We start from the raw sequence: 24,946 nt of genomic DNA on the forward strand, positions 1-24,946 counted from the left end.
TATAAATCTAGTATATAAAACTACCAACATATGGGAAAGGTTCACTTAAATGGAAAGAAAAGCAGATATTTTTCAATTCCCTGCATGAATCCGGTAAAGGACCTTTCGGGGCATCATGTACGATTTGCGAAAACTGCCCGTGTTACGCGCCCTTGTTCCCTTTTTCGGGGGAGTGGTATGTGGAACAGCCTGTTTTACATCGATCCTCCCATGGAGAGTGCTCATTATGTCTCTTATTATCTGGACATTGGCCCTCTTTTTGTACTTCCGTCAGGGAAGCAGGACAAGCTCGCATCCCTGGCTTCTTCCGGCCCTTCTCTTCCTGCTTATCTTTGTCCTGGGTTGGGGGAATGCGATGCTTTCAAAGCCTGCAGACCCCGGTTTTCCCATTGATGAACGAGTGCTTGTTAGGGGTGAAGTCAGCGGAGCTCCAATACCCGGACCTCAGGCGCACAGCTTTGATCTGGAGGTTCATCTGCTTGTTTCAGGCGATTCCCGGTTCAGGGTGCACACTCATCTCCGGGCTTATTTCAGGATTCAGGCCGACTCCCTGATCCCGGATGCCGGAGAGATCTGGCAGTTTTCAGGAAAACTGGCAGCTATACAAAACAACGGGAACCCGGGCGAATTCGACTATAAATCTCTGATGAGCAGGAGAAATTGCTGGTACCGCTTCTATATCTCCACCGGAGAGGAGTCGGATGTCTGCAACAGGAGGATAGAAGGGGATCAAAGGCGCCTTTCTTCCTCCCTGATTCGAAAAAGGATAACCGGACACTGGCACGGGGACACGGAGGAAATCTCTCTGCTGAAGGCTGTCTGCCTGGGCGATCGTTCGTCGCTGACCGATGAACTGCGCCAGGTTTATACCGCTGCAGGGGGAATGCACCTGCTCGCGGTGTCGGGATTGCATGTGGGGCTTATCTGGTGGGTCTTGCAGTATATGACAGCCTGGATGTACCTGCTTTTCAGGAGTGAGAAACAGAAAACTGTGGCCATACTGGGACTACTTTGGTTCTACGCCTTTGTGACCGGGTTCTCCTCTTCTGTCAGCAGAGCTGTATGCATGTTTTCCTTTTTTTCTGCCGGCAGGATCCTGGGTAAGCGAATCCATCCATTGAACGTGGTATTTGTGTCGGCTTTTCTACTGGTGCTGATCCAGCCTGTCCGGCTTCTGGATGTTGGTTTCCAGCTGTCCTACTGTGCCATAACGGGAATTGTAAGCTTTTTCCCGCTGTTGAAGAACCTGACCCGGATTAAAAACCGGCTGCTCCGAAAGATATGGGAAGCTGCCTCAGTGAGTCTGGCGGCCCAGTTAAGCACAGCTCCCCTGGTCATCTATTACTTCCATCAGCTGCCCCTCTATTCCTTATTGACCAGTTTGATTGCAATCCCCCTGCTCAGTGTATTGATTTCTGTCTTTGTCTGCTCTGTACCTTTTATATCTGCAGGTATCCTGGAGGATTTTTTCAATTTTCTGCTGGTAGGGCTGGCCCGCCTGATGAACGGGTTGATGGATCAGATTTCCACCCTTCCGGGTGCTTTACCGGACGGACTACAGATGGATCTGCTAAGTCTCTCTGTCGGGCTCCTGATTCTGCTGTTGCTTGCCACCTTCCTCCATGGCAACAGGCGGATCCCCCCTTACCTGATTTTATTGCTGATATCTGTATCCCTGATTTGGAGCTCCACTTCCTCCTTGAAATGCCAGCATTCTTCCGAACTGATCATCACCCATTTCAGAGGGGCCTCCATGATCATTTTCCGGCAGGGGAGGGCACTTGACCAGTACTGCTGGTACAGGGACAGCAGCTCCAGGGATTATATGAAAGCTTACAGTGATGGATGCTGGAGCAGGAGGAGGTATCAGAAACAACTGTATGCGCCGGAGGAGGCAGGGAGTTTCTCTGAGCGGATTTCCGGCTGTGTCTGGCTTGCGGAAGGACTCTGGTTGTTGGGAAATGATTTATGTTCCGGTCTCGTGTTTGGCCAGGGCCTGGAGGAAAACAGGTGGGGATCTGCATTTGGCGATTCGGCGAACGCTCTGACTTTCACTCCCTGTTTTATCCTGCTTTCGGGTGAACCTGAGCCTGGCAGTCTGCAGGAAGTCCCGTGGAGGGATCAAACAGACCTGGTGATCGATGGATCGAACCGTAGCTGGTATAAAGACAGATTGGATGCCGGCTGGGATGGGAGCTATTTGACAGATCGCTCGGGAGCCTACGTGAAAAGATGGTAAAAAAAAGGGCTGTCCATGTGTACTATTGGACAATTATCTGTTATTTTGTTGTGTAGTTTTTTTATAGATTTATGCGTATTGTAATTGCCGGAGCTGGCGAAGTCGGAACACATCTGGCCAAGATGCTCAGTAATGAGGAACACGACCTGATTGTGATCGATAACGATGGCGATCGTCTGAAGACCATTGGCAGTACCCTGGATGTACTGACCATTGAAGGGAATGCCAACTCCATAGCCCAGTTAAAAGAAGCAAAGATCGGGAAAGCCGATCTGCTGATCAGTGTCACCTCCTCGGAAGATGTGAATATTAACTGTTCCATACTTTGTAAGAGGCTCGGGGCCAAGAAAACCATAGCCAGAATTGATAATCAGGAATATCTCCTTCCTGCCAACAAAGAGATCTTCGAAAACCTGGGAGTGGATTATATGATCTACCCGGAAAAAATTGCTGCCCGGGAGATCGTGGGTTTACTTTCGGAGACCGGAAGTACGGAGGTGGTGGAATTCGGGGGAGGGAAACTGCATATGTATGTGATCAGACTGGATAAAGATGCCCCGATTATCAACAAATCCCTGAGGGAAATTGCCCCGGGCAATGAAAGCCTGGAATACAGGGCTGTGGCCATTACACGGAAGGGGCAAACCATCGTGCCCTCGGGCGATGACCGCTTCGAAGAGGGTGACCTGGTTTATGTGATCAGCAGCAGAACGGGACTGAAGCAGCTCTATAAATACTCGGGGAAGAAGCAGTTTGAAGTCCGGGATATCATGATCCTGGGGGGCAGCCGGATTGGAAGAAAAACCGCCGATGCCCTGGGGAAGCAACACTATGTGAAACTTATCGAAAAGGACAGGCAGCGCAGTTATGCCCTTTCCAATCTGCTGAACAATACCCTGGTCATCCATGGCGATGGCACCGATATGGAGCTGTTAAGGCAGGAAGGGCTGGAGAAGATGGATGCCTTTGTGGCTGTGACGGGGAACTCGGAGACCAATATACTCTCCTGCCTGCTGGCCAAGCATATGGGAGTTAAAAGAACCATTGCCGAGGTGGAGAATATGGACTATATCCATCTGGCCGAGAATATCGGGGTGGATACCATCATAAATAAAAAACTGATCACTGCCAGCCGGATTTTCCGTTTTACCATGAGCGAAGAGGTTTCGAGCATCAAGTGTCTTACGGGTACCGCAGCGGAGGTGTTGGAGTTTGTAGTAAAACCTGATGCTCCTGCCACGGCGGGAAAACTGAAGGATATTCACTTTCATAAGGAGGCCATTATCGGAGGGGTGATCCGGGGAAAAAAAGCCTTTATCGCCCATGGGGAAACCCATATTAAACCTTACGACCGGGTGGTGGTTTTTGCTTTGCCGGGAGTGATCCATACCATTGGCAAGTTTTTCAACTAACGAAGGATGCTGAATCCCAGAACCATTGTCCGGATCCTGGGTGTGATTTTGATCACCGAGGGATTTTTTATGTGGCTGGCAATTCCTATCTCCCTGTACTTCGGAGAGAAAGATTTTCTTCAGTTCCTGCTTTCCGGAGCCATTACGGTGATCTTCGGTTTGTCCGGCTTTCTGCCTGTGAGGAGAGCGGAACTGGTGGTTAACCGCAGGGATGGGTACGTGATTGTTACCGGGGCCTGGATTCTCTTTTCTCTTTTCGGAACGCTTCCCTTCCTGCTAACCGGGTCCATCCCCGGTCTGAGCAATGCTTTCTTTGAAACCATTTCGGGTTTTACCACCACCGGGGCTTCCATCCTGAATAACATAGAAGAGCTCTCACATGCAGTTCTATTCTGGAGAAGCCTGATACAATGGCTTGGAGGAATGGGAATTATCCTGCTGACCCTGCTACTGCTCCCTTTCCTCGGGATTGGCGGCATGCAGTTATTTTCGGCAGAGGTACCCAGTCCCACCCCTGATAAACTGCATCCTCATGTAAAAGATACGGCCAAGCGGCTTTGGCTAATTTACCTGGTTTTTACTTTTCTGGAGACTATGTTGCTCTGGGCCGGTGAGATGGATCTGTATGATGCTGTCTGTCATTCCCTGACTACCATGGCCACTGGGGGATACTCTACCAAACAGGATAGTATTGCTTACTGGAATTCTCCCTATATCCACTATGTCATAACAATATTTATGTTCCTGGCGGGAACCAATTTTACCCTGGCCTATTTCGGAATGCACGGACAGTTCCGGAAAATCTGGAAGAATGAGGAGTTTAGATGGTACCTGGGTTTTATTGGAGGATTTACCCTGCTGGTTACCCTTGGACTCTTCTTCTCCAACGGAAGCGGATTCGAACTGGCATTCAGGAAGGCCATTTTCCAGGTAGTTTCGATTATCACTACTACGGGGTATTCCACAGATGACTACCAGCTCTGGGCTCCCTGGCTCGTAGTCAGTATCTTTATCCTGATGTTTTTCGGGGGCTCTGCCGGCTCCACGGGGGGTGGCCCTAAGATTATGAGGATCGTTGTTATGCTGAAAAACTCCACCCAGGAGTTAAAGCGTATGATACATCCCAACGCAGTCATTCCAGTCAGACTGAATAAAACAGCCGTGGAGGATCCGGTGGTGACCAGCGTACTGGCCTTTATGACCTTTTACGGCATCATTGCATTGATCTCCATGCTCATCATGTCCATCCTGGGGAACGATCTGAATACCTCCATTGGTGCAGTGGCAGCCACCCTGGGAAATATAGGTCCCGGAATTGGCCAGGTGGGGCCTGCCCTGAATTATTCTGAAATCCACGTGGCGGGCAAATGGTTCCTCTCTTTCCTGATGCTGGTAGGCAGGCTGGAACTCTTTACAGTCCTGGTGCTTTTCTCCCCCATGTTCTGGAGAAGGTAAGCGGGATTAATTTTGGGAAAGCTGGTATTCGCCGGGCAATGTCCCGAAGGTTTTCCTGAGCCACAGATGGAACTTGTGCATGCCCCCACCGTAAAACATCAGGGGACAGAAGCCGTATACCACCTCTATCTGGTTTTCGTTAAAAATCTTATGGGCCTTTTCGGAGTAAGCCCCTTTCCCAACCCCGCGAACCATCCAGACTCTTTTTATTCCTGAATCAATACAATGTTCTGAGATCTCTTCGCATAAGCGGGGAGGGACGGCCAGGATCAGACTCTCCACCTCCTCAGGAAGGTCCCTGACAGAAGAGAAACATGTGTTTCCATTAATTTCCTTGTAAAGAGGGTTTACCGGGTAGACCTTTTTTCCCAGTTTTCCCAGTTCGGTCATCAGTGACAAGCCAAAATTGTCTTTCTTCGGTGAGGCTCCTGCAATGGCTACTTTGCCCGAATCCAGAAATGCCTGTATGGTATCTTTCATATCGTGATCCTTTATTTCTGCAAGTTAATACAGAGGAACTGAAAATGAAAACCCGCCGGGAGAGATCCGAGGCTTATTTTGATAAATCTACAATTCAATTTCACCAAGTCCTTGCCTGATTACTTCAGGTTCATCTCCGCTGCAATCGACGATGGTGGAGGGAACCATGCCTCCGTATCCTCCGTCTATAACCGCATCCACCAGGTCGCGGTATTCTTCGAAGATAAGTTCAGGATCGGTGGGGTACTCCAGGATCTGGTCGTCCTCCTTCAGGGAGGTGGTCAGGATGGGATTGCCCAGTTGCCGGACGATCTCCAGGATAATGTTATTATCCGGAACCCGGATTCCAACGGTTTTCCGTTTCTGCTTGATGGATTTGGGAACCTGTGTGCTGGCAGTCAGAATGAAGGTAAAGGGACCGGGCAGGTAGGATTTCATCAGTTTAAAGGTCCGGTTGTCCACCTGCCGGGCAAAATCGGACAGGTGACTCAGATCGGAACAGATAAAGGAAAAGTTGGCCTTCTCCGCTTTGATCCCCTTGATCCTGGCCACCCTTTCGACGGCCCTGGCCCTGGTTATATCGCAGCCCATGCCATAGACGGTATCGGTGGGATAAATGATCACCCCCCCGTTCCGGAGCAGTTCCACAATCTTATTGATCTGCCTTTGATCCGGGCTCTTTTCATATAATTTCAGCAGCATCCTTTGCGATAAATCGCGTAAAAATAATATAATAACCGCATATATGGAGCGGGTTTTGTATTTTAGGTAAATGCACCTGCCTGTTTTTGACCTGAACGGATTTGCCCTCAGGCCCTGGCATCCCGATGATGCCCGGTCCCTGGTAAAACATGCCAATAATCCCCGGGTTGCTTCGAACCTGCGGGATGGCTTTCCCTGTCCCTATACCCTGCAGGACGCGAAGAACTGGCTTAAAATGGCAGGGGAAAACAGGGAGGACGTGATCCTGGCTATTGAAGTGGCTGGAGAGGCAGCAGGAGGAATCGGTCTGCACGGACTGAAAGATGTGTATCGTTATAACGGGGAGATCGGATACTGGCTTTCGGAGCGGCACTGGGGAAAGGGGATTATGTCGGAGGCCGTGGCGGCCATGGTGGAATTTGCATTTACCCGGCGTTCCTGGCTCAGGCTATTTGCCTGTATTTTCGAAAATAATCTCTCATCCATGCGGGTGCTGGAAAAAAACGGGTTCAGGCAGGAAGCCGTTCACCGGAAGGCGGTGATGAAAGAGGGAAAACTACTGGATGAGCATCTCTATGCCCTGCTTAAAGATCAGTGGGAAGCTTCATCTTCCTGACTCTGTTCCAGGGGATCCTCCTCCTCTTCCAGCATGGTTTTTTCAGGCACGGGTCCCTGCCCGCGATAGAGGATGGCCAGGAGCACCCCGGAAACGGCTCCTGTGATATGGGCCTCAAAGGAGACCTCAAAATCAAAAGGCAAAAGGCCCCAGACCATGCTGCCATACCAGAATACCACCAGCAGCGAGATGGCGGTCAGGCTTCTGACCCGCCGGATGATGCCGCTCAGAAAGAGAAATGCTGCCAGCCCGTATATCAGGCCCGAGGCACCAATATGATAGGCCTCCCTGCCCACCCCCCACAGTAGAATGCCGCCAATCAGATAGATCAGCAACCAGATCATGTAGGCAATATCGCGATAGAAGTAGAAAAGTGCCAGGCTCAGCAGAAATGCAGGCATGGAGTTATCAATCAGGTGTTTCCAGTTTCCATGGATCAGGGGTGAAAAAAGGATGCCCTGCAGCCCGCTCCATCTTCTTGGATAGACACCGCCCCCGGCGAAATCGAGTTCCATACTGACCTCGAAGAATTTTACAGCCCAAAGCAAAAGCAGGAAGAATCCGGGAAACACAAGGCTGTAGATAAACCGTTTCTTCTCTTCCGACATATAACAAAGATATCTTTTTTCCGATTGTGTTATCTTTAAAGGATAAAACCGGAAAATATGACTGACATTTTGCTGGGAATACTGGTAATGCTTGCCATTGTGAACGTGGTATTCGCTTTAATAAACAGGAAATCGCATGATTCCGGGGCCCAGCTGAAGGAGGTGGAAAAATCCATCCTGAAGTTCCAGACCGTACTCGAAAAGAGTGAGAGGACCGTGAAGGATGAATTTGAAAGGAACCGCCGGGAGAGTCAGGAGAGTGCCAAGGCCAACCGGGAAGAGCTGACCCGGGCCCTTCAGTCTTTCGAGGAGAAGTTTGCTTCCAATATCAGGGAGCTGAATGAGCTGATCCGTCAGAAGTTCGGGGATTTCAACAAACAACAGATCGATAACAATAAGCTGGCTACCGATCATATGAAGGGGATCCAGGAGACCATTGAAAAGCAACTTACAAGTATACGGGATGACAATGCCAGGCAACTCACAGAGATGCGCCTTACGGTTGATGAGAAGCTGCAGACAACCCTGGAAAAGAGGCTTGGCGAGTCTTTTAAACAGGTGAGTGAAAGGCTGGAGCAGGTTCATAAGGGACTCGGAGAGATGCAGACCATTGCCTCCGGAGTGGGGGACCTGAAAAAGGTGCTGTCGAATGTAAAGACCAGGGGAGTCCTGGGTGAATACCAGCTGGGCAATATCCTGGAACAGATCCTTACCCCCGAGCAGTACAGCCTGAATGTGGCTACCAAAAAAGGGAGCCAGGCTCATGTGGAGTTTGCCATTAAACTGCCCGGGAAGAGTTCCGATGAGGAAGTCTGGTTGCCGGTGGATTCAAAATTCCCCATCGAAACCTTCGAGTTATTGCTTGCAGCCTATGACCAGGGGAACACCGAACAGATCGAAGCAGCACAGAAGATACTGATCAAATCGGTGGAGGGATTTGCTAAAGAAATCAGTGAAAAATACCTGGATCCTCCCCATACCACAGACTTCGGGATCATGTTCCTGCCTGTTGAGAGCCTGTATGCCGAGGTGTTAAGGCACCCTGGACTCTTTGAAAACCTCCAGCGAAACCACCGGATCACTGTTACCGGTCCCACTACACTTTCGGCCCTCCTGAACAGCCTGCAGATGGGATTCCGCACTCTGGCGGTACAGAAAAGAAGCAGCGAAGTATGGAAGGTGCTGGGTGCGGTTAAGGCGGAGTTTGTGACTTTTTCAGAACACCTGAAGAAAGTCCGGAAGCAATTGGAAACGGCCACCGGGACGCTGGACAGACTGCAAACCACACGGACCAGTCAAATGGAAAAGAAGCTGCGCACTGTGGAAACCCTGGATACCCCGGCCTCCAGAGAGGTCCTGGAGCTTCCTTCCGAATCGGAAGAAGAATACCCTGAAGTTGAATAAATTGTTATTTTTTCCGCCTTTTATGCTTGCGAATTGATTTTATCTTTATATTTGAACGGTGTTTTAAAACTATGCTAAACAACATTCTGCATATTCTGCTCGTGGTGCTCGTGCTGGTGATCGATCCAGGGGAGGCCTGAGAGTGGTATTTTACAGATAAAAATATACCAAGCCATTCTCAGGACAGAGAATGGCTTTTTTAATGGACAGTTAAAAAGAGCAAGGCATGAAAATCCAATACCGGAGTTTTACCAGTACCATGGGGCGCAGAATGGCAGGAGCGAGGAGCCTGTGGCGTGCCAACGGGATGAAAGAGAGTCAGTTCGGAAAACCTGTCTTTGGTATTGCCAACTCCTTCACCCAGTTTGTTCCTGGTCACACTCACCTGCATCATATCGGCCAGGAGGTAAAGCAGATCTTCGAGGAGGCGGGCTATTTTGCGGCTGAATTTAACACCATTGCCATCGATGACGGTATTGCCATGGGACATGACGGGATGCTTTACTCTCTTCCCTCCAGGGATCTGATTGCAGACAGCATAGAATATATGGCCAATGCCCACCAGGTGGATGCCCTCTTCTGTATTTCCAACTGTGATAAAATCACGCCGGGCATGCTGATGGCAGCCATGAGACTGAATATTCCTGTGATTTTTGTATCGGGCGGACCCATGGAAGCTGGCCGAGACGGCGATACGGCTCTGGATCTGGTCGATTCCATGGTTTTGGCAGCCGATCCGGCGGTCAGTGATGAAAAGATCGCACGCATCGAAAAGCTGGCCTGTCCCACCTGCGGATCCTGTTCCGGAATGTTCACTGCCAATTCCATGAACTGTCTGAATGAGGCCATCGGACTGGCCCTGCCCGGAAATGGAACCATTGTGGCCACCCATGTGGAACGTAAAAACCTCTTTATCAGAGCGGCTCATCAACTGATTGAGAATACCCGCAGCTATTATGAGGAGGGTAAGCAGAAGGTGCTTCCTCGATCCATAGGAACCTACGCCGCCTTTGAAAATGCCATGACCCTGGATATTGCCATGGGGGGATCCACCAATACGGTCCTGCATCTTCTGGCTATTGCGTATGAGGCCGGGGTGAATTTCGGAATGAGAGATATTGACCGCCTCTCGCGTCATACGCCCGTGCTGTGTAAGGTTGCACCAAGCTCCAGCTACCACGTGGAAGATGTGAACCGGGCCGGGGGGATCATGGGCATTCTGGCGGAACTGGACCGGGGCGGACTGATCAACCGGGATGTGTACCGGGTGGATGGACGAACCCTCGGCGAGGCCATGGAGTGCTGCGATCTGATTAACAACGATCCCTGTAAGCGGAACGAAGAGCTCTATTCCGCTGCTCCGGGAGGCAGGTTTAACCTGAGTTTGGGATCGCAGGATACACGTTATGACGAGTTTGACCTGGACAGGGAGACCGGCTGTATCCGAAGCAAGGAACATGCATACAGCAAGGATGGCGGACTGGCTGTCCTGTATGGGAATATTGCAGAGAAGGGCTCTATCGTGAAGACGGCTGGGGTCTCCGGGAAGGTATTACAATTTGAGGGTCCTGCCAGGGTTTACGATTCGCAGGATGAAGCCTGTGATGCCATTCTTGAAGGCAGGGTGGCAGCCGGAGATGTGGTGGTTATCCGTTACGAGGGACCAAAGGGAGGACCCGGCATGCAGGAGATGCTCTATCCCACCTCCTATATAAAATCCAGGCATCTGGGAGAGAAATGTGCCCTGATAACCGATGGCCGTTTTTCCGGGGGGACCTCGGGTCTCTCCATTGGCCACATTTCGCCGGAGGCGGCAGATGGAGGCGTCATCGGTCTGATCCGGGACGGGGATCTGATCCGGATCGATATTAAGGCGCGCTCCATGGACCTGCTGCTCGGCGATGCCGAGCTGGATCAGAGAAGGAAGGAGGCCGATCAGGATCCCGATGGATGGAAACCAAAAAGGGAACGAAGTGTATCCAAAGCCCTGAAAGCTTATGCCAGTATGGTATCATCGGCAGACCAGGGAGCTATCAGGTTAATAAATGAGTCTTAATAAGAAATATAAATTTTAAGAGCATGGAAACAGAAACAGAAACAGAAACAAAAAAGAAGGCTGCCGGAGAGAGCAGGACCATACAAAAGATTAGCGGAGCGGAAGCCCTTGTGAGAGTTTTGCTGGAGGAGGGCGTGGATACCGCTTTCGGCTATATCGGAGGGGCCATTATGCCCGTATATGACGCCCTGTATGACGTGGAGGACCGTCTGAAGCATGTGATGGTCAGGCATGAACAGGGAGCTGTGCATGCCGCCCAGGGATATGCCAGGATTTCCCGCAAACCGGGGGTGTGTTTTACCACATCGGGACCCGGTGCCACCAACCTGGTGACCGGTCTGGCCGATGCCATGCTCGATTCCACTCCCCTGGTCTGTATCACCGGTCAGGTGAGTGCGCCGCTGCTGGGTTCGGATGCCTTCCAGGAAACGGACATGGTCAGTGTTTCCATGCCAATCACGAAATGGAACTACCAGATCACCAGCGCCGACGAGATTTGTGATGTGATGGCCAAGGCTTTCTTCTATGCCAATTCGGGGCGGCCCGGACCCGTGCTTATCGATATCACCAAGAACGCCCAGGTGGAAGAGGTGGAGTATAACTATAAGAAACGAAAGCAGGTCAGAAGCTATATTCCCAAACCACAGCCCGATCCAAAAGCTATTGATGCGGCTGCCGAGCTGATCAATGCTGCTGAAAAACCCTTTGTGCTCTGCGGACAGGGGGTAACTATTTCCAGGGCTGAGAAGGTTTTCAGGGAGTTTGTGGAGAAGGCGGGGATCCCTGTAGCACATACACTAAACGGAATATCCGCTTTTCCGGAGGATCATCCTCTGCATGTGGGTATGCTGGGCATGCATGGAAATTATGCTCCTAACATCAATACCAACAAGTGTGATGTGCTGATAGCCATCGGGATGCGTTTTGACGACCGGGTGACCGGAAGTGTGAGTTCTTATGCCAAACAGGCCAGGGTGATTCATATTGAGATTGACCGTTCGGAGATTGATAAAAATATCCAGACCGATGTGGCCATCAATTCCGATGCCAGACAGGCCCTAAAACTGCTGCTTCCCAAGATCAAGCCGGCCGAACATGCCGAATGGCTGGAGTCGTTCCGCGAACTGGAAATCCTTGAACGGGAGAAGGTGATCCAAAAGGACTGTTTTCCCACAGAGGGCCAGATGAATATGGGAGAGGTGATCCACAAGCTGTCAGAGAAGACCGATGGCAGGGCCATCGTTGTAACCGATGTGGGACAGCACCAGATGGCTGCAGCCAGATACTACAGGCATAAAGAAAAAAATTCGTGGGTTAGTTCGGGCGGACTGGGAACCATGGGGTTCGGGGTTCCGGCTGCCATGGGGGTGGCTTTTTCCCGGCCCGGCCGTCCGGTGGTCTCTATTTCCGGCGATGGAGGTTTCCAGATGACCATCCAGGAACTGGGAACCATTGCACAGTATAAGTTGCCCGTGAAGATGATACTGCTGAATAACCAGTATCTGGGAATGGTACGCCAGTGGCAGGAACTATTTTTCGAGAAGCGCTATGCCAGTACCGGGCTGACCAATCCGGATTTCACCAGGATTTCGGAGGGATTCGGCGTTCCAGCCAAAAAAATCACCGAACGGAAGGATCTGGATAAGGCCCTGGATGACCTGCTGGCCAGGGAAGGGCCCTGTGTCCTGGAGATTCTGGTAAAGCAGGAGGGGAACATCTTTCCCATGGTTCCGGCCGGGGCTTCGGTATCGGATATCCGGCTGGAGTAAGCACCTGTGTGGATCCCGAAAACTCAATTCAAAAAAAAATAAGCGATGAAAAAGGAATATACCATATCGGTTTTCAGTGAGCACAAAGTGGGGCTCCTGCACCGGATTACCGTGATCTTTTCCAGGCGGAAGATCAATATTGAAAGTCTCAATACCTCCGAATCGGAGGTCAGGGGAATCTACCGGTTCACTATCGTGATCCAGGCCACCGAGGCCATGGCCAAAGTGGTAACCAAGCAGATTGAAAAGCAGATCGGAATTCTTAAAGCCTTCTATCATACCCTGGATGAAATTGTTTACCAGGAGATTGCCCTTTACAAGGTGCCTACCGAGGCCTTTGCCAATGGCGACGAGGTGGAGAGCCTGATCAGGCTGCACAATGCCAGGATTCTGACCATCGAGCCCGAATATATCGTTGTGGAAAAGACCGGGCACAAAGACGAAACCAGGCAACTGTTCCGGGCCCTGGAGCCCTATGGAATCCTCCAGTTTGCCCGTTCGGGCCGTATTGCCCTCACCAAGCAGATCAAGGAGATATCCTCCTATCTGAAGGAGATCGACCGGCACCACGAGGTGACGGCCAATGATACCGTAACCTATTAACTGTTGAAGTAAAACGCATATTCACATATTAACATGATTTAAAAATGGCAAAATTGAATTTTGGCGGCGTTGAGGAGAATGTCGTAACCCGGGAAGAATTTCCCCTTTCGAAAGCACAGAAGGTGCTCAAGGATGAAGTAATTGCAATCATCGGATACGGCGTGCAGGGCCCCGCCCAGGCACTGAACCTGAAAGACAACGGGATGCAGGTGATCATCGGTCAGGCCCCTGAGTTTAAAGCCGACTGGGACCGGGCGGTCAAAGACGGTTTTGTTCCGGGCGAATCTCTATTTCCTATCGAGGAAGCAGCAGAGAAAGCTACCGTGATCCAGTACCTGGTCTCGGATGCGGCCCAACGCGCTGTATGGCCCCGGCTGAAGCCCTGTCTGAAAGAGGGCGATGCGCTTTACTTCTCCCATGGCTTCTCTGTTACCTACAAAGAGCAGACCGGGGTGATCCCTCCCGCGAATGTGGATGTGATCCTGGTGGCTCCCAAGGGTTCCGGAACCAGTGTAAGACGTAATTTTCTGGCGGGAACCGGTATCAACTCCAGTTATGCCGTCTTCCAGGACTACACCGGGAACGCTGTGGAGCGTACCCTGGCCCTGGGAATCGGGATCGGATCGGGTTATCTCTTTCCGACCACTTTTGAAGATGAAGTGTTCAGCGATCTTACCGGTGAGCGTGGTGTGCTGATGGGTGCCCTGGCAGGAATCATGGAGGCTCAGTACCAGGTGCTCAGGGAGAATGGACATTCTCCTTCGGAGGCATTCAATGAAACCGTGGAGGAGCTGACTCAGAGTCTGATCCGCCTGGTGGATGAGAACGGCATGGACTGGATGTACAGCAATTGCAGCGCCACGGCCCAGAGGGGTGCCCTGGACTGGAAACCCAAATTCAAAGAGGCTACCCTTCCGGTGTTCCATGATCTCTATAAGAGGGTGAAGAGTGGCGAAGAGACCAAAGTAGTACTGGAAAAGACCAGTGGCGCAGATTATAAGGATCACCTGGAAGTGGAGCTGAAGGAGCTCAGGGAATCGGAGATGTGGCAGGCAGGAGCTACTGTACGGAGCCTGAGACCCAATAAAAACTAAGAGCAGGAGCCTTTTCAGGGTATGAAGCACGGAAAGCGGTTCCGGTATATCCCCCGGGATATTGCTAGAACCGCTTTTTCTTCTTAAATTTGCCGTTCGGGCAAGTCTTATACGACCAGCTCCTGCTCAATTCCCCCAGGACCGGAAGGTAGCAAGGGTACGCGGTTGTAGCGGTGCGATATAAGTAGCTTGCCCGTTTTTTTAACACTAATTACCTAACAATAAGAGTCTTAAATCATGGAAGAAAATGTTAAAGCACCTTTTTGGAAACCAGCCCTGATTTACGGGGTCATTCTTGGTTTTGTATCTGTTTTCCTTTCTCTGGTTTTCTATTTCATCGGCATGGCCACCGAAAACTGGACCAGCTGGGTCACCACGCTGATCTCCGTTGTCCTGTTGGTATACTTAATGATTCAGTACCGTAATACTTACCTGGGAGGATATGCAAGTTTTGGACAGATCTTTATCATGGTGCTGGTCTCAGCCGGTATTATCTCCACCATGATCAGTGCCATCTATTCCTACCTGCTTTTTACAGTGATTGATCCGGGCCTTGTGGATCAGATCCGGATTGCAGCAGAAGAAAAGATCATGAGCAATTCCAGAATACCGGAGAGCATGTACGACGATATTCTTGAAAAGATGGAGCAGCGCATGACGGTAGGGTATATGGTAAAAATGGCCCTGATCTTCGGCCCCATAGTGAATGCCTTTATCGGACTGATTGTTGCAGCCTTTATCAAGAAGGAAAAGGATGTAGTTACTCCGGTTTAAGAGGAGCCCCTTCCATGAATGTTTCCATTGTTGTTCCCCTGTTTAACGAAGAGGAGTCTATTCCAGAATTGTGCGCCTGGATCGACCGCGTTCTTAGCGAAAACGGACTCTCCTACGAACTGATCCTGGTGGATGACGGAAGCACTGATGGATCATGGGAGCTGATTAAATCACTAAAGAAAAGCAATCCAAATCTCCGGGGGATCAGGTTCCGGCGGAACTATGGGAAGTCGGCTGCTCTTCATACGGGCTTTGGTGCAGCAAAGGGCGAAGTGGTTATCACCATGGATGCGGATTTGCAGGACAGCCCGGAAGAGATTCCGGAAATGCGCCGGATGATCCTGGAGGAGGGCTATGATGTGGTGAGCGGATGGAAAAAAAAGCGTTTTGATCCCTTCCTGAGAAAGCGGGTCCCCACCAAACTGTTCAATTGGGCAGCCCGGAAGGTAAGCGGGATCAGGCTTCACGACTTTAACTGCGGATTGAAGGCTTACCGGCTCAATGTAGCCAGGAGTGTGGAAGTTTACGGCGATATGCACCGCTATATTCCGGTTCTGGCCAAGGGCAATGGTTTTACGCGTATCGGGGAGAAGGTGGTCCAGCACCATAAGCGGAAATACGGAGTCACTAAATTCGGGATGAACCGTTTTATCAATGGCTTCCTGGATCTGCTGACGGTCTCCTTCCTGACACGCTTCGGGAAAAAGCCCATGCATCTTTTCGGAGCCCTGGGCTCACTGATGTTCATAGTGGGACTGGGGATGGCTATATACCTGGGCATTGATAAGCTGATTGCCCTGATTAAGCATATTCCCCAGCGTCTGATTGCTGATAGTGCCTTCTTTTATATTGGACTGGCCAGTATGATCATGGGTACCCTGCTGTTTATTGGTGGTTTCCTGGGAGAACTGGTATCCCGGAACTCGGCAGAGCGTAATAAATACGAGGTGGAGAAGGAGATCTAAGGTGAGGATATCTTTCATTATTCCGGTATTTAACAGGCCCGGGGAGACGGCAGAGCTTCTCGGGAGCCTTTCCCGTCAAAGCGACCAGGATTTCGAAGTGATCATTGTGGAGGACGGCTCCATCCAGAGCAGCGAGTCCGTAATTGCTGACTTCCGTGAACGGATGGATATCAGCTACTTCTACAAGGATAATTCGGGTCCGGGTCCAAGCCGTAACTTTGGTTGTGAAAAAGCAACAGGGGAGTATTTGATTTTCCTGGATTCAGATTGTATCCTGCCTGAGGGCTACCTGAAAATTGTAAAGGAGACTCTGGAAAATAATTATTCGGATGCTTTTGGCGGGCCCGACCGGGCACATTCAGATTTTACCAGGCTGCAGAAAGCGATTGACTTCTCCATGACTTCCATCCTGACAACCGGAGGGATCCGGGGAGGGAACGAAAGAATGGAAAAGTTTCATCCGCGCAGTTTTAATATGGGCTTCTCCAGGAAGGTATTCGAGGCAAGCGGAGGATTCTCTGTCATGCGATTCGGAGAGGACGTGGACCTCAGCATCCGGATCCTGGAGAAGGGCTTCAGCACCCAGCTGATCAGGGAGGCCTTTGTATACCATAAACGAAGGACCAGCCTGAGGCAGTTTTTTAAACAGGTCCATAACTCCGGAATTGCCAGGATCAACCTGCAGAAAAGACACCCGGGTACCCTGAAGCTGGTTCATGCCGCTCCTGCTCTTTTTACCCTGGCCCTGCTGTTCTTGCTGCTTCTGTCCGTCCTGATTTCCTGGTTCCTGGTGGTGCCTGTTCTGTGCCATATACTCCTGCTTTTTGTGGCTGCAACGGTAAGGACCCGGAGCATTTTTACCGGAATGTTGGCTGTGGCAACCAGTTATATACAACTTCTTGGCTACGGAACCGGGTTTCTGACGGCATTCTGGAGGCGAATCATTTTGGGAAGGGACGAATATACGGCTTTCAGCCAGAGTTTTTACAAGTAGCCAACTCACTTTCTATCCAGGCGATGATCGCGTTACCGGGACCTGGATGGAACCACTGGTAGCGGTTTTCTTTCCGGAGCCAGGTAAGTTGTTTCCTGGCAAACTTTCTGGTATTCCGTTTGATAAGATCCACTCCTTCGTTCAGGGACAGCTCTCCTTCCAGAACCCTGAACAGTTCCCGGTACCCCACTGTTTTCATAGCACTGTATCCCTTCAGGTGATGCAAGTGTCTTGCCTCCTCCAGCAGGCCGGCCTTCATCATCAGATCCACCCGCCGGTTGATCCGCATATAAAGCTTCTCCCTGTCCATATCCAGTGCGACCCGGAGAATCCGGAATGGACGGTCTTTCCGGGTGGCCGAAAGAAAAGAGGAATAAGGAAGTCCGGTCTGAATGGAAACCTCCAGAGCCTTGAGTACCCGCATGGGATTTTTCAGGTCCAGCTTTTCATAAGAGGCCGGATCAAGAGTCTGCAATTGCCCCGTAAGCGCTTCCAGGCCCTCTTGTTCCAATCTCTCCCGGAGTTCTTTCCGAAGAAGGAGATCCGCTTGTGGCAGTTCGTCGATCCCCTCGCAGACAGCATCAATATAGAGCCCGGATCCACCGACCATCAAAACCAGATCGTGCTTCTGAAAAAGAATTTCAAGTCTGGCCAGTACCTGGTTTTCATAAATGCTGGCATTATAACGTTCCTTCACGGAAACCATCTGGACAAAGTGGTGTTTAACCAGTGCCTGCTCTTCCGGTGAGGGTACGGCTGTACCAATGGTGGTTTCCCGGTAGATCTGCCTGGAATCTGCCGATATGATCTCGGTTCCGAAATGGCGGGCAAGCCCGATTCCACAGGAAGTTTTCCCCACTGCCGTCGGACCGGCCAGTACCACCAGTGTTTTCTTCATTTTAGTAGTCTTCACTCAGTCCGTCATCGAGCATTCCCGGGTCCAGGTCGTCGATCCGGAGGTTATCGGGATTATCCATGGGGTCATCACTTTCATATTCAGGAGTATCGTTCATCAAAAGATCGAGCGCAAGCTGTGGCGGAGGGTCCCCTTTTCTGTGACCGATAAATGGGGTGGGACGGGTTGAAATCTCATCGGAGATTTCAATAAGTTCTATGAAAAAGGCCCGGTCAGTAAAGAAATCGAAAAGATAGAGCAAACGCTGACCAGGCTCCCCGAGGTGCTCCTCCAGGGTGACCTGTTCCATGGTAAAGGTCTCGATAGAAGGATCCTGGTTCATATCGATCAATGTGATCTCCCGTTCTTTTTCCCAGTAGTCACTGGTTATGAAAAAAGAAGCCAGCTGAGTGGGATCGTAACCCAGTTCTTTCTGAAGAACCTGGTGCAGTTCCAGAAATGTATCCGAACCTTCTGCTACCAGATCCCTGAGAAAGTCAGGGTTCTCGCTGCTGATAATTCTGAAGAGAAAGATCATCTTTCAAGTTCCATTAAAAACCGGATGGTATCCACTCCATCGGCATAATCCCAGGGCATCGGTTCCTGAGTGGATCCCGGCAGGATCGCCCCTTCGATTTCCGGGTTTGTCGAAACGACACACTGGATCTCTTCTTTGTGCAGCTCCAGCTCTTTTTGTACAAAGCCAAGATCTGAATATCTTTCATAAAAAACAACTCCAACCGGACTGGCAACGGAGGGATCCTCCTTTAACAGCAGGATCCCGTTATCGAGGAAATCCACCAGGTTCATCAGGTAAATGGTCCGGTAGTAGTCCACATTGTTCCCGTATTTGTTGTGCTGGTACAGGTGCTGGAATCTGTCCAGAACAGCCAGCAGGATCTTCAGGTCGTAGGTTTGTGGGATGTAGAGTTTAGTCACATTGCGACAGCCCATACCGAAGTAGGTGAAGATATCATCACCCAGCGCGGCCAGTTCCGCTTCGGATTCATTTCCGCTAAGTACTGCTACGCCATTCCTGTTTTTCCTGATGATATGAGGAATGTTCCTGAAGTAGTATTCAAAATACCGGGCACTTTGATTGCTGCCTGTGGCAATAACGGCATCCATACCGGTGAGCTTTTCACCGGCAAATTCGATTTTATTGCCCAGCTCCCGGTCTATGTCAGATAATAGCTCCGCCACTATTCTGATCAGGCGACTGTCTTTGGAGGAGGGTTTGGCCAGGACCTTGTGACCGCTGGCCAGAACACACAGTATATCATGGAATCCAACCAGGGGAATGTTCCCGGCCAGGATCAGCCCTACAGTCAGCGATGCTTTGAAAGAACCTGTTTTGTTCCAATAGGGATCGAGCCATTTTCGAAGCACCTCCTCTTCCAGCATGGCGGCAATTCCTGTAAGGGACTTCATTAAAGCCTCCCTGGTAAACCAGGGATTCAGCACAGGTTCATTTTCCAGGATTTCAGAAAAAGCTGTAAAATGGAGACTGTTCAGCTTTTCCAGTCCGGATTCCGGATGAATCTCATGTGGAGCGGTTCCATCAGGGAACTGTCTCAGAAATTTGCCCAGACGGGCCAATGCCGTGATAAATGAGGCCTTGGTATGCAAAGTATTAGCTGTTTTCCTGGCTGATCAGGTTCAAAGCCGATCCGGCCCTGAACCATGCAATCTGGTTTTGATTAAGCGTATGATTGGCTTTGAAGTGGTCGGTGCTGCCATCGGGGTGATGCAGGCGGATTTCAAGCGCTTCCCCCGGAGCCAGCTTCTTGAGACCCAGGACATCCACCATGTCGCCCTCCTGCACCAGATCATAGTCCTCCTTATTCTGAAAAGTGAGCCCCAGCATACCCTGCTTCTTCAGGTTGGTTTCGTGGATCCTTGCAAAGGATTTTACCAGCACCACCCTGACGCCCAGATGCCTGGGCTCCATGGCTGCATGTTCCCTGGAGGAGCCTTCCCCGTAGTTTTCATCTCCCACAACGATGGAGCCGATTCCCCGGGCCTTATATGCCCTGGCTGTGGCCGGCACGGGTTCATATTTTCCCGATAAGTGGTTCAGGACCGAATTGGTCTGATCGTTCGCAGCATTTACCGCTCCGATCAGCATATTGTCGGAGATATTATCGAGGTGTCCCCTGAAACGCAACCAGGGCCCGGCCATGGAGATATGATCCGTAGTACACTTTCCCTTGGCCTTGATGAGCAGATGCAAACCGGTCAGGTCCTCTCCGTCCCAGGGTTCGAAGGGAGTAAGAAGCTGCAAACGCCTGGAGGCGGGATCGACTTCTATCTTCACCTGGCTGCCGTCCCTGGCGGGAGCCAGGTAGCCGTTGTCTTCCACTGCAAAACCCTTCAGCGGGAGCTCGAGGCCCTGGGGCTCATCCAGTTTCACCTCCACTCCATCTTCGTTTATTAAAGTATCAGTCAGTGGGTTGAAACGCAGATCCCCTGCAATGGCCATGGCTGTGACTATTTCCGGAGAGGCCACAAAAGAGTGAGTGTTGGGATTCCCGTCATTACGTTTGGCGAAGTTGCGGTTGAAGGAGGTGATGATGGAATTTTTCTCCTGCTTCTCAGCTCCGTGCCTGGCCCACTGTCCGATACAGGGCCCGCAGGCATTGGCCAGGACCAAACCTCCAATCTCTTCAAAGGACTGGATAAGCCCGTCCCGCTCAATGGTAAAGCGGACCTGTTCTGAGCCGGGAGTTATCGTAAATTCGGAGACTGCCTTTAGTTTTTTCTCGCTGGCCTGCCGGGCCACCGATGCAGCCCTGGTAATGTCTTCATAGGACGAGTTGGTACACGAACCGATCAGTCCCACTTCAAGTTTTGCCGGATACGCTTCTTTTTCCACTGCTTCGGCAAATTCTGAAATGGGCCAGGCCTTGTCGGGGGTGAAGGGGCCGTTAATGTGTGGCTCCAGGGTTGAGAGATCGATCTCTATTACCTCGTCGAAGTAAAGCTCCGGACGGGCGTAGACCTCGGGATCGCCACTGAGGTGCCCGGAAACCCGGTCGGCTTCTTCTACCACATCGGATCTGCCCGTGCCTGCAAGGTACTCTCTCATTTTCTGATCGTATCCAAAGAGGGAGGTGGTGGCGCCGATCTCCGCACCCATATTACATATGGTGCCTTTCCCCGTGCAGGAAATGGAGCCGGCACCTTCGCCAAAGTACTCCAGGATCTTTCCGGTCCCCCCGTTAACGGTTAGGATGCCTGCCACTTTAAGGATCACGTCCTTGGCCGAGGTCCATCCATTCAGTTTACCGCTCAGCTTTACACCCACCAGTTTTGGAAATTTGAGTTCCCAGGGCAAGCCGGCCATCACATCCACCGCGTCGGCTCCGCCAACCCCGATAGCTACCATTCCCAGACCGCCGGCATTTACCGTATGAGAGTCCGTACCGATCATCATACCTCCCGGGAAAGCATAATTCTCCAGGACCACCTGGTGAATAATTCCGGCACCGGGTTTCCAGAAACCGATTCCGTATTTATTGGATACACTTCCCAGGAAATCGAATACTTCCTGATTGGTCGTCATGGCGGTTTTCAGATCCTCGAGGGCTCCTGATTTTGCCTGGATCAGATGGTCGCAATGAACCGTGGAGGGAACGGCCACCTTTGCCTTTCCTGCCTGCATAAACTGCAGGAGGGCCATTTGGGCGGTAGCATCCTGCATGGCTACCCGGTCCGGGGAAAAATCCACATAGTCTTCGCCCCGTTTATAAGGGCGTTCCGGAGCCTGGTTAAACAGGTGGCCATAGAGGATTTTTTCTGTAAGGGTCATTGGTTTCTGAAGAATTTTCCGGGCAGCTTCAATTCTGCCCGGAAGAGCCTGGTAGGCTTTTTGAATCATTTCAAAGTCGAAAGTCATGGGGCTTATTTTGTTTTTTTTGTAAATATATTGGAAAATGCTCTGTATGCCTGACATTATAGCCTGCAGATTGTTCAGATTTTTATACTTTTATTGTGCTTTCCAAATATTTGATCGATGAAGTGGGCCATGTTTTTTGAAAATGTCAGAATTGCGATGAAATCGATCAGGACCAATCTGCTGAGAACGATCCTGACCGTTATGATCATTGCCTTTGGAATCATGGCGCTGGTTGGCATCCTGACGGCTATCGATTCCATTAAATTCACTCTGACCGAATCCTTCAGCCTGATGGGAGCCAATACCTTTACCATCGAATCGAGATCCATGCGGGTACAGATCGGGAACCAGTCCTATCGCAGAAAGAATCACGAATTTATCTCCCATAAGCAGGCCCAGGAGTTTAAGGAACTGTACGAACTTCCGGGCAGAGTTTCCATCTGGACCAGAGCCTCGGGAAGTTCGGTCGTCAAGTACAAATCCTATAAATCCAATCCAAACACCTCTGTGCTGGGGGTGGACGAAGACTATATTTTTACGGCAGGCTATGAAGTCGAGAAAGGGAGAAATTTCACAGCGGGGGATATCCGGGAGAACTCGAACATTGTCATTATTGGAGCCGATGTGGCCCGCGATGCCTTTGATAAAAACCAGGACCCCCTGAACCGTTTTATTTCGGTAGGAAAAGGGCGTTACCGGGTTGTAGGGGTGCTGAAGTCCAGGGGAAATTCGGGGAATATGGGAACCGACCGGACCTGCCTGATTCCCTACACCAATGTCAGACAGTATTTTTCTAGGCCTCAGATGCAATACTCCATCAACGTGATGCCCCTTTCGCCCCAGATGCTGGAGGTTTCTGTATCGGAAGCTGAAGGAGTTTTCCGGCGAGTCAGAAGACTCGATGCCAGGGATGAAACGGATTTTAATATTACTCAGAGCGATCAGCTAGCCCAGATGCTCATAGAAAATATGAAGAAGGTAACCATGGCAGCCACCATCATTGGACTGATCACTCTGATGGGAGCTGTTATCGGATTGATGAATATTATGCTGGTCTCGGTCACTGAGAGAACCAAGGAGATAGGAACCCGTAAGGCTCTGGGAGCTAAATCTGTGATGATCAAACGGCAGTTTCTTTATGAAGCCGTTGTAATTGGACAGATGGGTGCTGTTGTGGGTATTTTGTTAGGAATTGTAATTGGAAATGGTGTATCTTTAGCCATCGATTCAAGCTTTATTATCCCGTGGAAATGGATTTTTACCGGGATCGTTTTGTGTTTCGTAGTAGGGGTGGTTTCAGGGTATTTCCCGGCTGTAAAGGCTTCGAAACTGGATCCGATTCTTGCACTTCGTTACGAATAAATCTGAGTTGCAGATGGAAGACCTTTTTTTGAAAAAGACATTCAACTCTCCGGAAGTGGAGTTTATCACTGATACAGGGGAACTCTCCATCGAGGGAAGATCGATCCCGGAAGATCCGGGTGAGTTTTTTGAGAGCTTGATTGACTGGATCAATGAGTATTTTCTGAATCCTGTTGAACGTACAGTCATGAGCATCAAACTGGAATACATCAATAGTGGCTCATCAAAATATATGCTTGAGCTTTTACGGATTATGAAAATCAACCACGACTCGGGAAAGGATGTAAAGATCCTCTGGTATTTTGAAGAAGGGGACGAATCCATTGAAGAGCTGGGAATTCATTATGAGCAGACCATACAGATTCCCTTTGAGCACATCGAGTATTATTAGGGTTCTGTAACAGCAAGTCCATGTATGCAGGCTGTACTTACAAGTATGGCCTTTTTTACTTTATGTCCGCCCCTCGCTTCATACCTTTATCGACTTCCCCATCCTCCATGCTGGAATATGCCAGTCAGCAATAAAAAAAGGGAGCCTGTAAGGGCTCCCCATGCTTGTATCATGAAAGAAGGTATTTATGCATGATCCACACTGTTCATGTGTAACAGAAGCTCTACAACTTTGGCAGAATAACCCATTTCGTTGTCGTACCAGCTGACAACTTTCACGAAATTGTCATTCAGGCCGATCCCGGCACCTGCATCGAAAAATGAAGTACATAATTCACCCAGGAAGTCATTGGATACAACCGCTTCTTCTGTATAACCGAGAACACCTTTCAGTTCACCCTCGCTGGCCTCTTTCATAGCGGCACATACTTCCTTATAGGAAGCCCCTTTGTCCAGGCGGACAGTGAGGTCAACCACAGATACGTTGGGGGTGGGAACCCTGAAGGCCATGCCAGTGAGCTTCCCGTTCAGCTCGGGAATTACTTTCCCAACCGCTTTGGCAGCACCGGTAGAGGAGGGAATGATATTCTGTCCGGCCCCGCGTCCGCCTCTCCAGTCCTTCATGGAGGGTCCGTCAACGGTTTTCTGGGTAGCTGTGGTGGCATGTACGGTGGTCATCAGACCTTCCACAATGCCAAACTTATCGTTTAACACCTTGGCAATCGGAGCCAGGCAGTTGGTGGTACAGGAAGCATTAGATACAAAGTCCATATCGCTGCTGTACTTCTTATGATTTACTCCCATCACAAACATGGGAGTATCATCTTTGGAGGGAGCAGACATAATCACTTTTTTTGCTCCGGCATTGATATGGCCCTGCGCACTCTCTTTCGTAAGGAACAGTCCGGTGGATTCTATCACATACTCGGCTCCGACGGCATCCCACTTCAGATCTGCAGGATTCCTTTCTGCAGTCACCCTGATGGCAGAACCATTTACAATAAGGTTCCCGTCCTTAACCTCAACAGTTCCCTTGAAACGACCGTGAGTAGAGTCATATTTGAGCATATAGGCGATATAATCCACGTCGATCAGATCATTGATGCCTACCACTTCAAACTCAGGCATTTCAGCAGCTACTCTGAAGACCAATCGTCCGATCCGGCCAAATCCGTTAATACCAACTTTAATTTTTCCCATGTTTTTTATTATTAAATGATTACGATATAA

22 protein-coding genes and 1 other RNA gene are annotated in these 24,946 nt (G+C 50.3%); 15 read left to right on the plus strand and 8 right to left on the minus strand.

Translation table 11 applies throughout. From position 1 onward, the window contains the following. Window positions 1-115: 115 nt before the first annotated feature. From P1P86_11265 to P1P86_11275, 3 genes are all read left to right on the plus strand, one after another. Window positions 116-2,239, plus strand: a complete 2,124-nt coding sequence (locus P1P86_11265) for a ComEC/Rec2 family competence protein (GenBank protein ID MDF1575756.1) — start codon at window positions 116-118, stop codon at window positions 2,237-2,239. 71 nt (window positions 2,240-2,310) lie between these two features. Next, window positions 2,311-3,651: a Trk system potassium transporter TrkA gene (gene trkA / locus P1P86_11270; GenBank protein MDF1575757.1), complete on the plus strand. Its 1,341-nt coding sequence runs from the start codon at window positions 2,311-2,313 to the stop codon at window positions 3,649-3,651. A gap of 6 nt (window positions 3,652-3,657) precedes the next feature. Continuing rightward, entirely contained in the window at window positions 3,658-5,106 is a 1,449-nt protein-coding gene (locus P1P86_11275) for a potassium transporter TrkG (GenBank protein MDF1575758.1), read from the plus strand. 6 nt (window positions 5,107-5,112) lie between these two features. On the opposite strand, the gene P1P86_11280 is transcribed toward P1P86_11275, so the two are convergent. Together P1P86_11280 and P1P86_11285 are read right to left on the minus strand one after the other, a co-directional pair. Next, entirely contained in the window at window positions 5,113-5,586 is a 474-nt protein-coding gene (locus P1P86_11280; protein MDF1575759.1) for a CoA-binding protein, read from the minus strand. 87 nt (window positions 5,587-5,673) lie between these two features. Further along, complete coding sequence (locus P1P86_11285; protein MDF1575760.1) at window positions 5,674-6,288, minus strand: L-threonylcarbamoyladenylate synthase; 615 nt, start codon at window positions 6,286-6,288, stop codon at window positions 5,674-5,676. Between the two features lie 70 nt (window positions 6,289-6,358). Between P1P86_11285 and P1P86_11290 the strand changes: the two genes are divergently transcribed. After that, complete coding sequence (locus P1P86_11290) at window positions 6,359-6,904, plus strand: GNAT family protein (GenBank protein MDF1575761.1); 546 nt, start codon at window positions 6,359-6,361, stop codon at window positions 6,902-6,904. Here the strand turns inward: P1P86_11290 and P1P86_11295 are convergent. Continuing rightward, complete coding sequence (locus P1P86_11295) at window positions 6,880-7,512, minus strand: rhomboid family intramembrane serine protease (protein MDF1575762.1); 633 nt, start codon at window positions 7,510-7,512, stop codon at window positions 6,880-6,882. The genes P1P86_11290 and P1P86_11295 overlap by 25 nt on opposite strands. Before the next feature lie 57 nt (window positions 7,513-7,569). Here P1P86_11295 and rmuC point away from each other — a divergent pair, with 57 nt between their 5' ends. The 9 genes from rmuC (at window position 7,570) to P1P86_11340 (ending at window position 17,171) form a co-directional block, all read left to right on the plus strand. Next, entirely contained in the window at window positions 7,570-8,916 is a 1,347-nt protein-coding gene (gene rmuC / locus P1P86_11300; GenBank protein ID MDF1575763.1) for a DNA recombination protein RmuC, read from the plus strand. A gap of 226 nt (window positions 8,917-9,142) precedes the next feature. Beyond that, on the plus strand, window positions 9,143-10,972 hold the full coding sequence (gene ilvD, locus P1P86_11305; protein MDF1575764.1) for a dihydroxy-acid dehydratase: 1,830 nt from the start codon (window positions 9,143-9,145) through the stop codon (window positions 10,970-10,972). A 23-nt stretch (window positions 10,973-10,995) separates the two neighbouring features. After that, window positions 10,996-12,741 carry a biosynthetic-type acetolactate synthase large subunit gene (gene ilvB, locus P1P86_11310; GenBank protein MDF1575765.1) on the plus strand — a complete coding sequence of 582 codons (1,746 nt, stop codon included), beginning with the start codon at window positions 10,996-10,998 and terminating at the stop codon, window positions 12,739-12,741. Between the two features lie 45 nt (window positions 12,742-12,786). Continuing rightward, entirely contained in the window at window positions 12,787-13,344 is a 558-nt protein-coding gene (gene ilvN / locus P1P86_11315; protein MDF1575766.1) for an acetolactate synthase small subunit, read from the plus strand. 44 nt (window positions 13,345-13,388) lie between these two features. Further along, window positions 13,389-14,438, plus strand: a complete 1,050-nt coding sequence (gene ilvC, locus P1P86_11320) for a ketol-acid reductoisomerase (protein MDF1575767.1) — start codon at window positions 13,389-13,391, stop codon at window positions 14,436-14,438. A 98-nt stretch (window positions 14,439-14,536) separates the two neighbouring features. Then, window positions 14,537-14,636: signal recognition particle sRNA small type (gene ffs, locus P1P86_11325), an RNA gene on the plus strand. Window positions 14,637-14,675: 39 nt separating this feature from the next. Further along, window positions 14,676-15,212, plus strand: a complete 537-nt coding sequence (locus P1P86_11330; GenBank protein MDF1575768.1) for a DUF4199 domain-containing protein — start codon at window positions 14,676-14,678, stop codon at window positions 15,210-15,212. Window positions 15,213-15,226: 14 nt separating this feature from the next. After that, window positions 15,227-16,177 carry a glycosyltransferase family 2 protein gene (locus tag P1P86_11335; GenBank protein MDF1575769.1) on the plus strand — a complete coding sequence of 317 codons (951 nt, stop codon included), beginning with the start codon at window positions 15,227-15,229 and terminating at the stop codon, window positions 16,175-16,177. A gap of 1 nt (window position 16,178) precedes the next feature. Next, window positions 16,179-17,171 (plus strand): glycosyltransferase, encoded by a 993-nt coding sequence (locus tag P1P86_11340; protein ID MDF1575770.1) that lies wholly within the window; start codon window positions 16,179-16,181, stop codon window positions 17,169-17,171. Here P1P86_11340 and miaA read toward each other — a convergent pair. The 4 genes from miaA to P1P86_11360 are packed head-to-tail and all read right to left on the minus strand — an operon-like array spanning window position 17,149 to window position 21,964. Then, window positions 17,149-18,069, minus strand: coding sequence for a tRNA (adenosine(37)-N6)-dimethylallyltransferase MiaA (gene miaA / locus P1P86_11345; protein ID MDF1575771.1), 921 nt, complete (start codon window positions 18,067-18,069; stop codon window positions 17,149-17,151). The genes P1P86_11340 and miaA overlap by 23 nt on opposite strands. Before the next feature lies 1 nt (window position 18,070). Further along, window positions 18,071-18,604, minus strand: a complete 534-nt coding sequence (locus P1P86_11350) for a hypothetical protein (protein ID MDF1575772.1) — start codon at window positions 18,602-18,604, stop codon at window positions 18,071-18,073. Beyond that, entirely contained in the window at window positions 18,601-19,695 is a 1,095-nt protein-coding gene (locus P1P86_11355) for an acyl-CoA reductase (protein MDF1575773.1), read from the minus strand. The genes P1P86_11350 and P1P86_11355 overlap by 4 nt, the downstream gene beginning before the upstream one ends. 4 nt (window positions 19,696-19,699) lie before the next feature. Next, window positions 19,700-21,964 (minus strand): aconitate hydratase, encoded by a 2,265-nt coding sequence (locus P1P86_11360; protein MDF1575774.1) that lies wholly within the window; start codon window positions 21,962-21,964, stop codon window positions 19,700-19,702. Between the two features lie 117 nt (window positions 21,965-22,081). On the opposite strand from P1P86_11360, the gene P1P86_11365 reads away from it, so the two are divergent. Next, window positions 22,082-23,326, plus strand: a complete 1,245-nt coding sequence (locus P1P86_11365; protein ID MDF1575775.1) for an ABC transporter permease — start codon at window positions 22,082-22,084, stop codon at window positions 23,324-23,326. Between the two features lie 13 nt (window positions 23,327-23,339). Beyond that, window positions 23,340-23,717, plus strand: coding sequence for a DUF1987 domain-containing protein (locus P1P86_11370; GenBank protein MDF1575776.1), 378 nt, complete (start codon window positions 23,340-23,342; stop codon window positions 23,715-23,717). 185 nt (window positions 23,718-23,902) lie between these two features. Here P1P86_11370 and gap read toward each other — a convergent pair whose 3' ends face one another. After that, on the minus strand, window positions 23,903-24,916 hold the full coding sequence (gene gap, locus P1P86_11375) for a type I glyceraldehyde-3-phosphate dehydrogenase (GenBank protein MDF1575777.1): 1,014 nt from the start codon (window positions 24,914-24,916) through the stop codon (window positions 23,903-23,905). Window positions 24,917-24,946: the final 30 nt, after the last annotated feature.

The organism is Bacteroidales bacterium (genome assembly GCA_029210725.1).
GTDB lineage: Bacteria > Bacteroidota > Bacteroidia > Bacteroidales.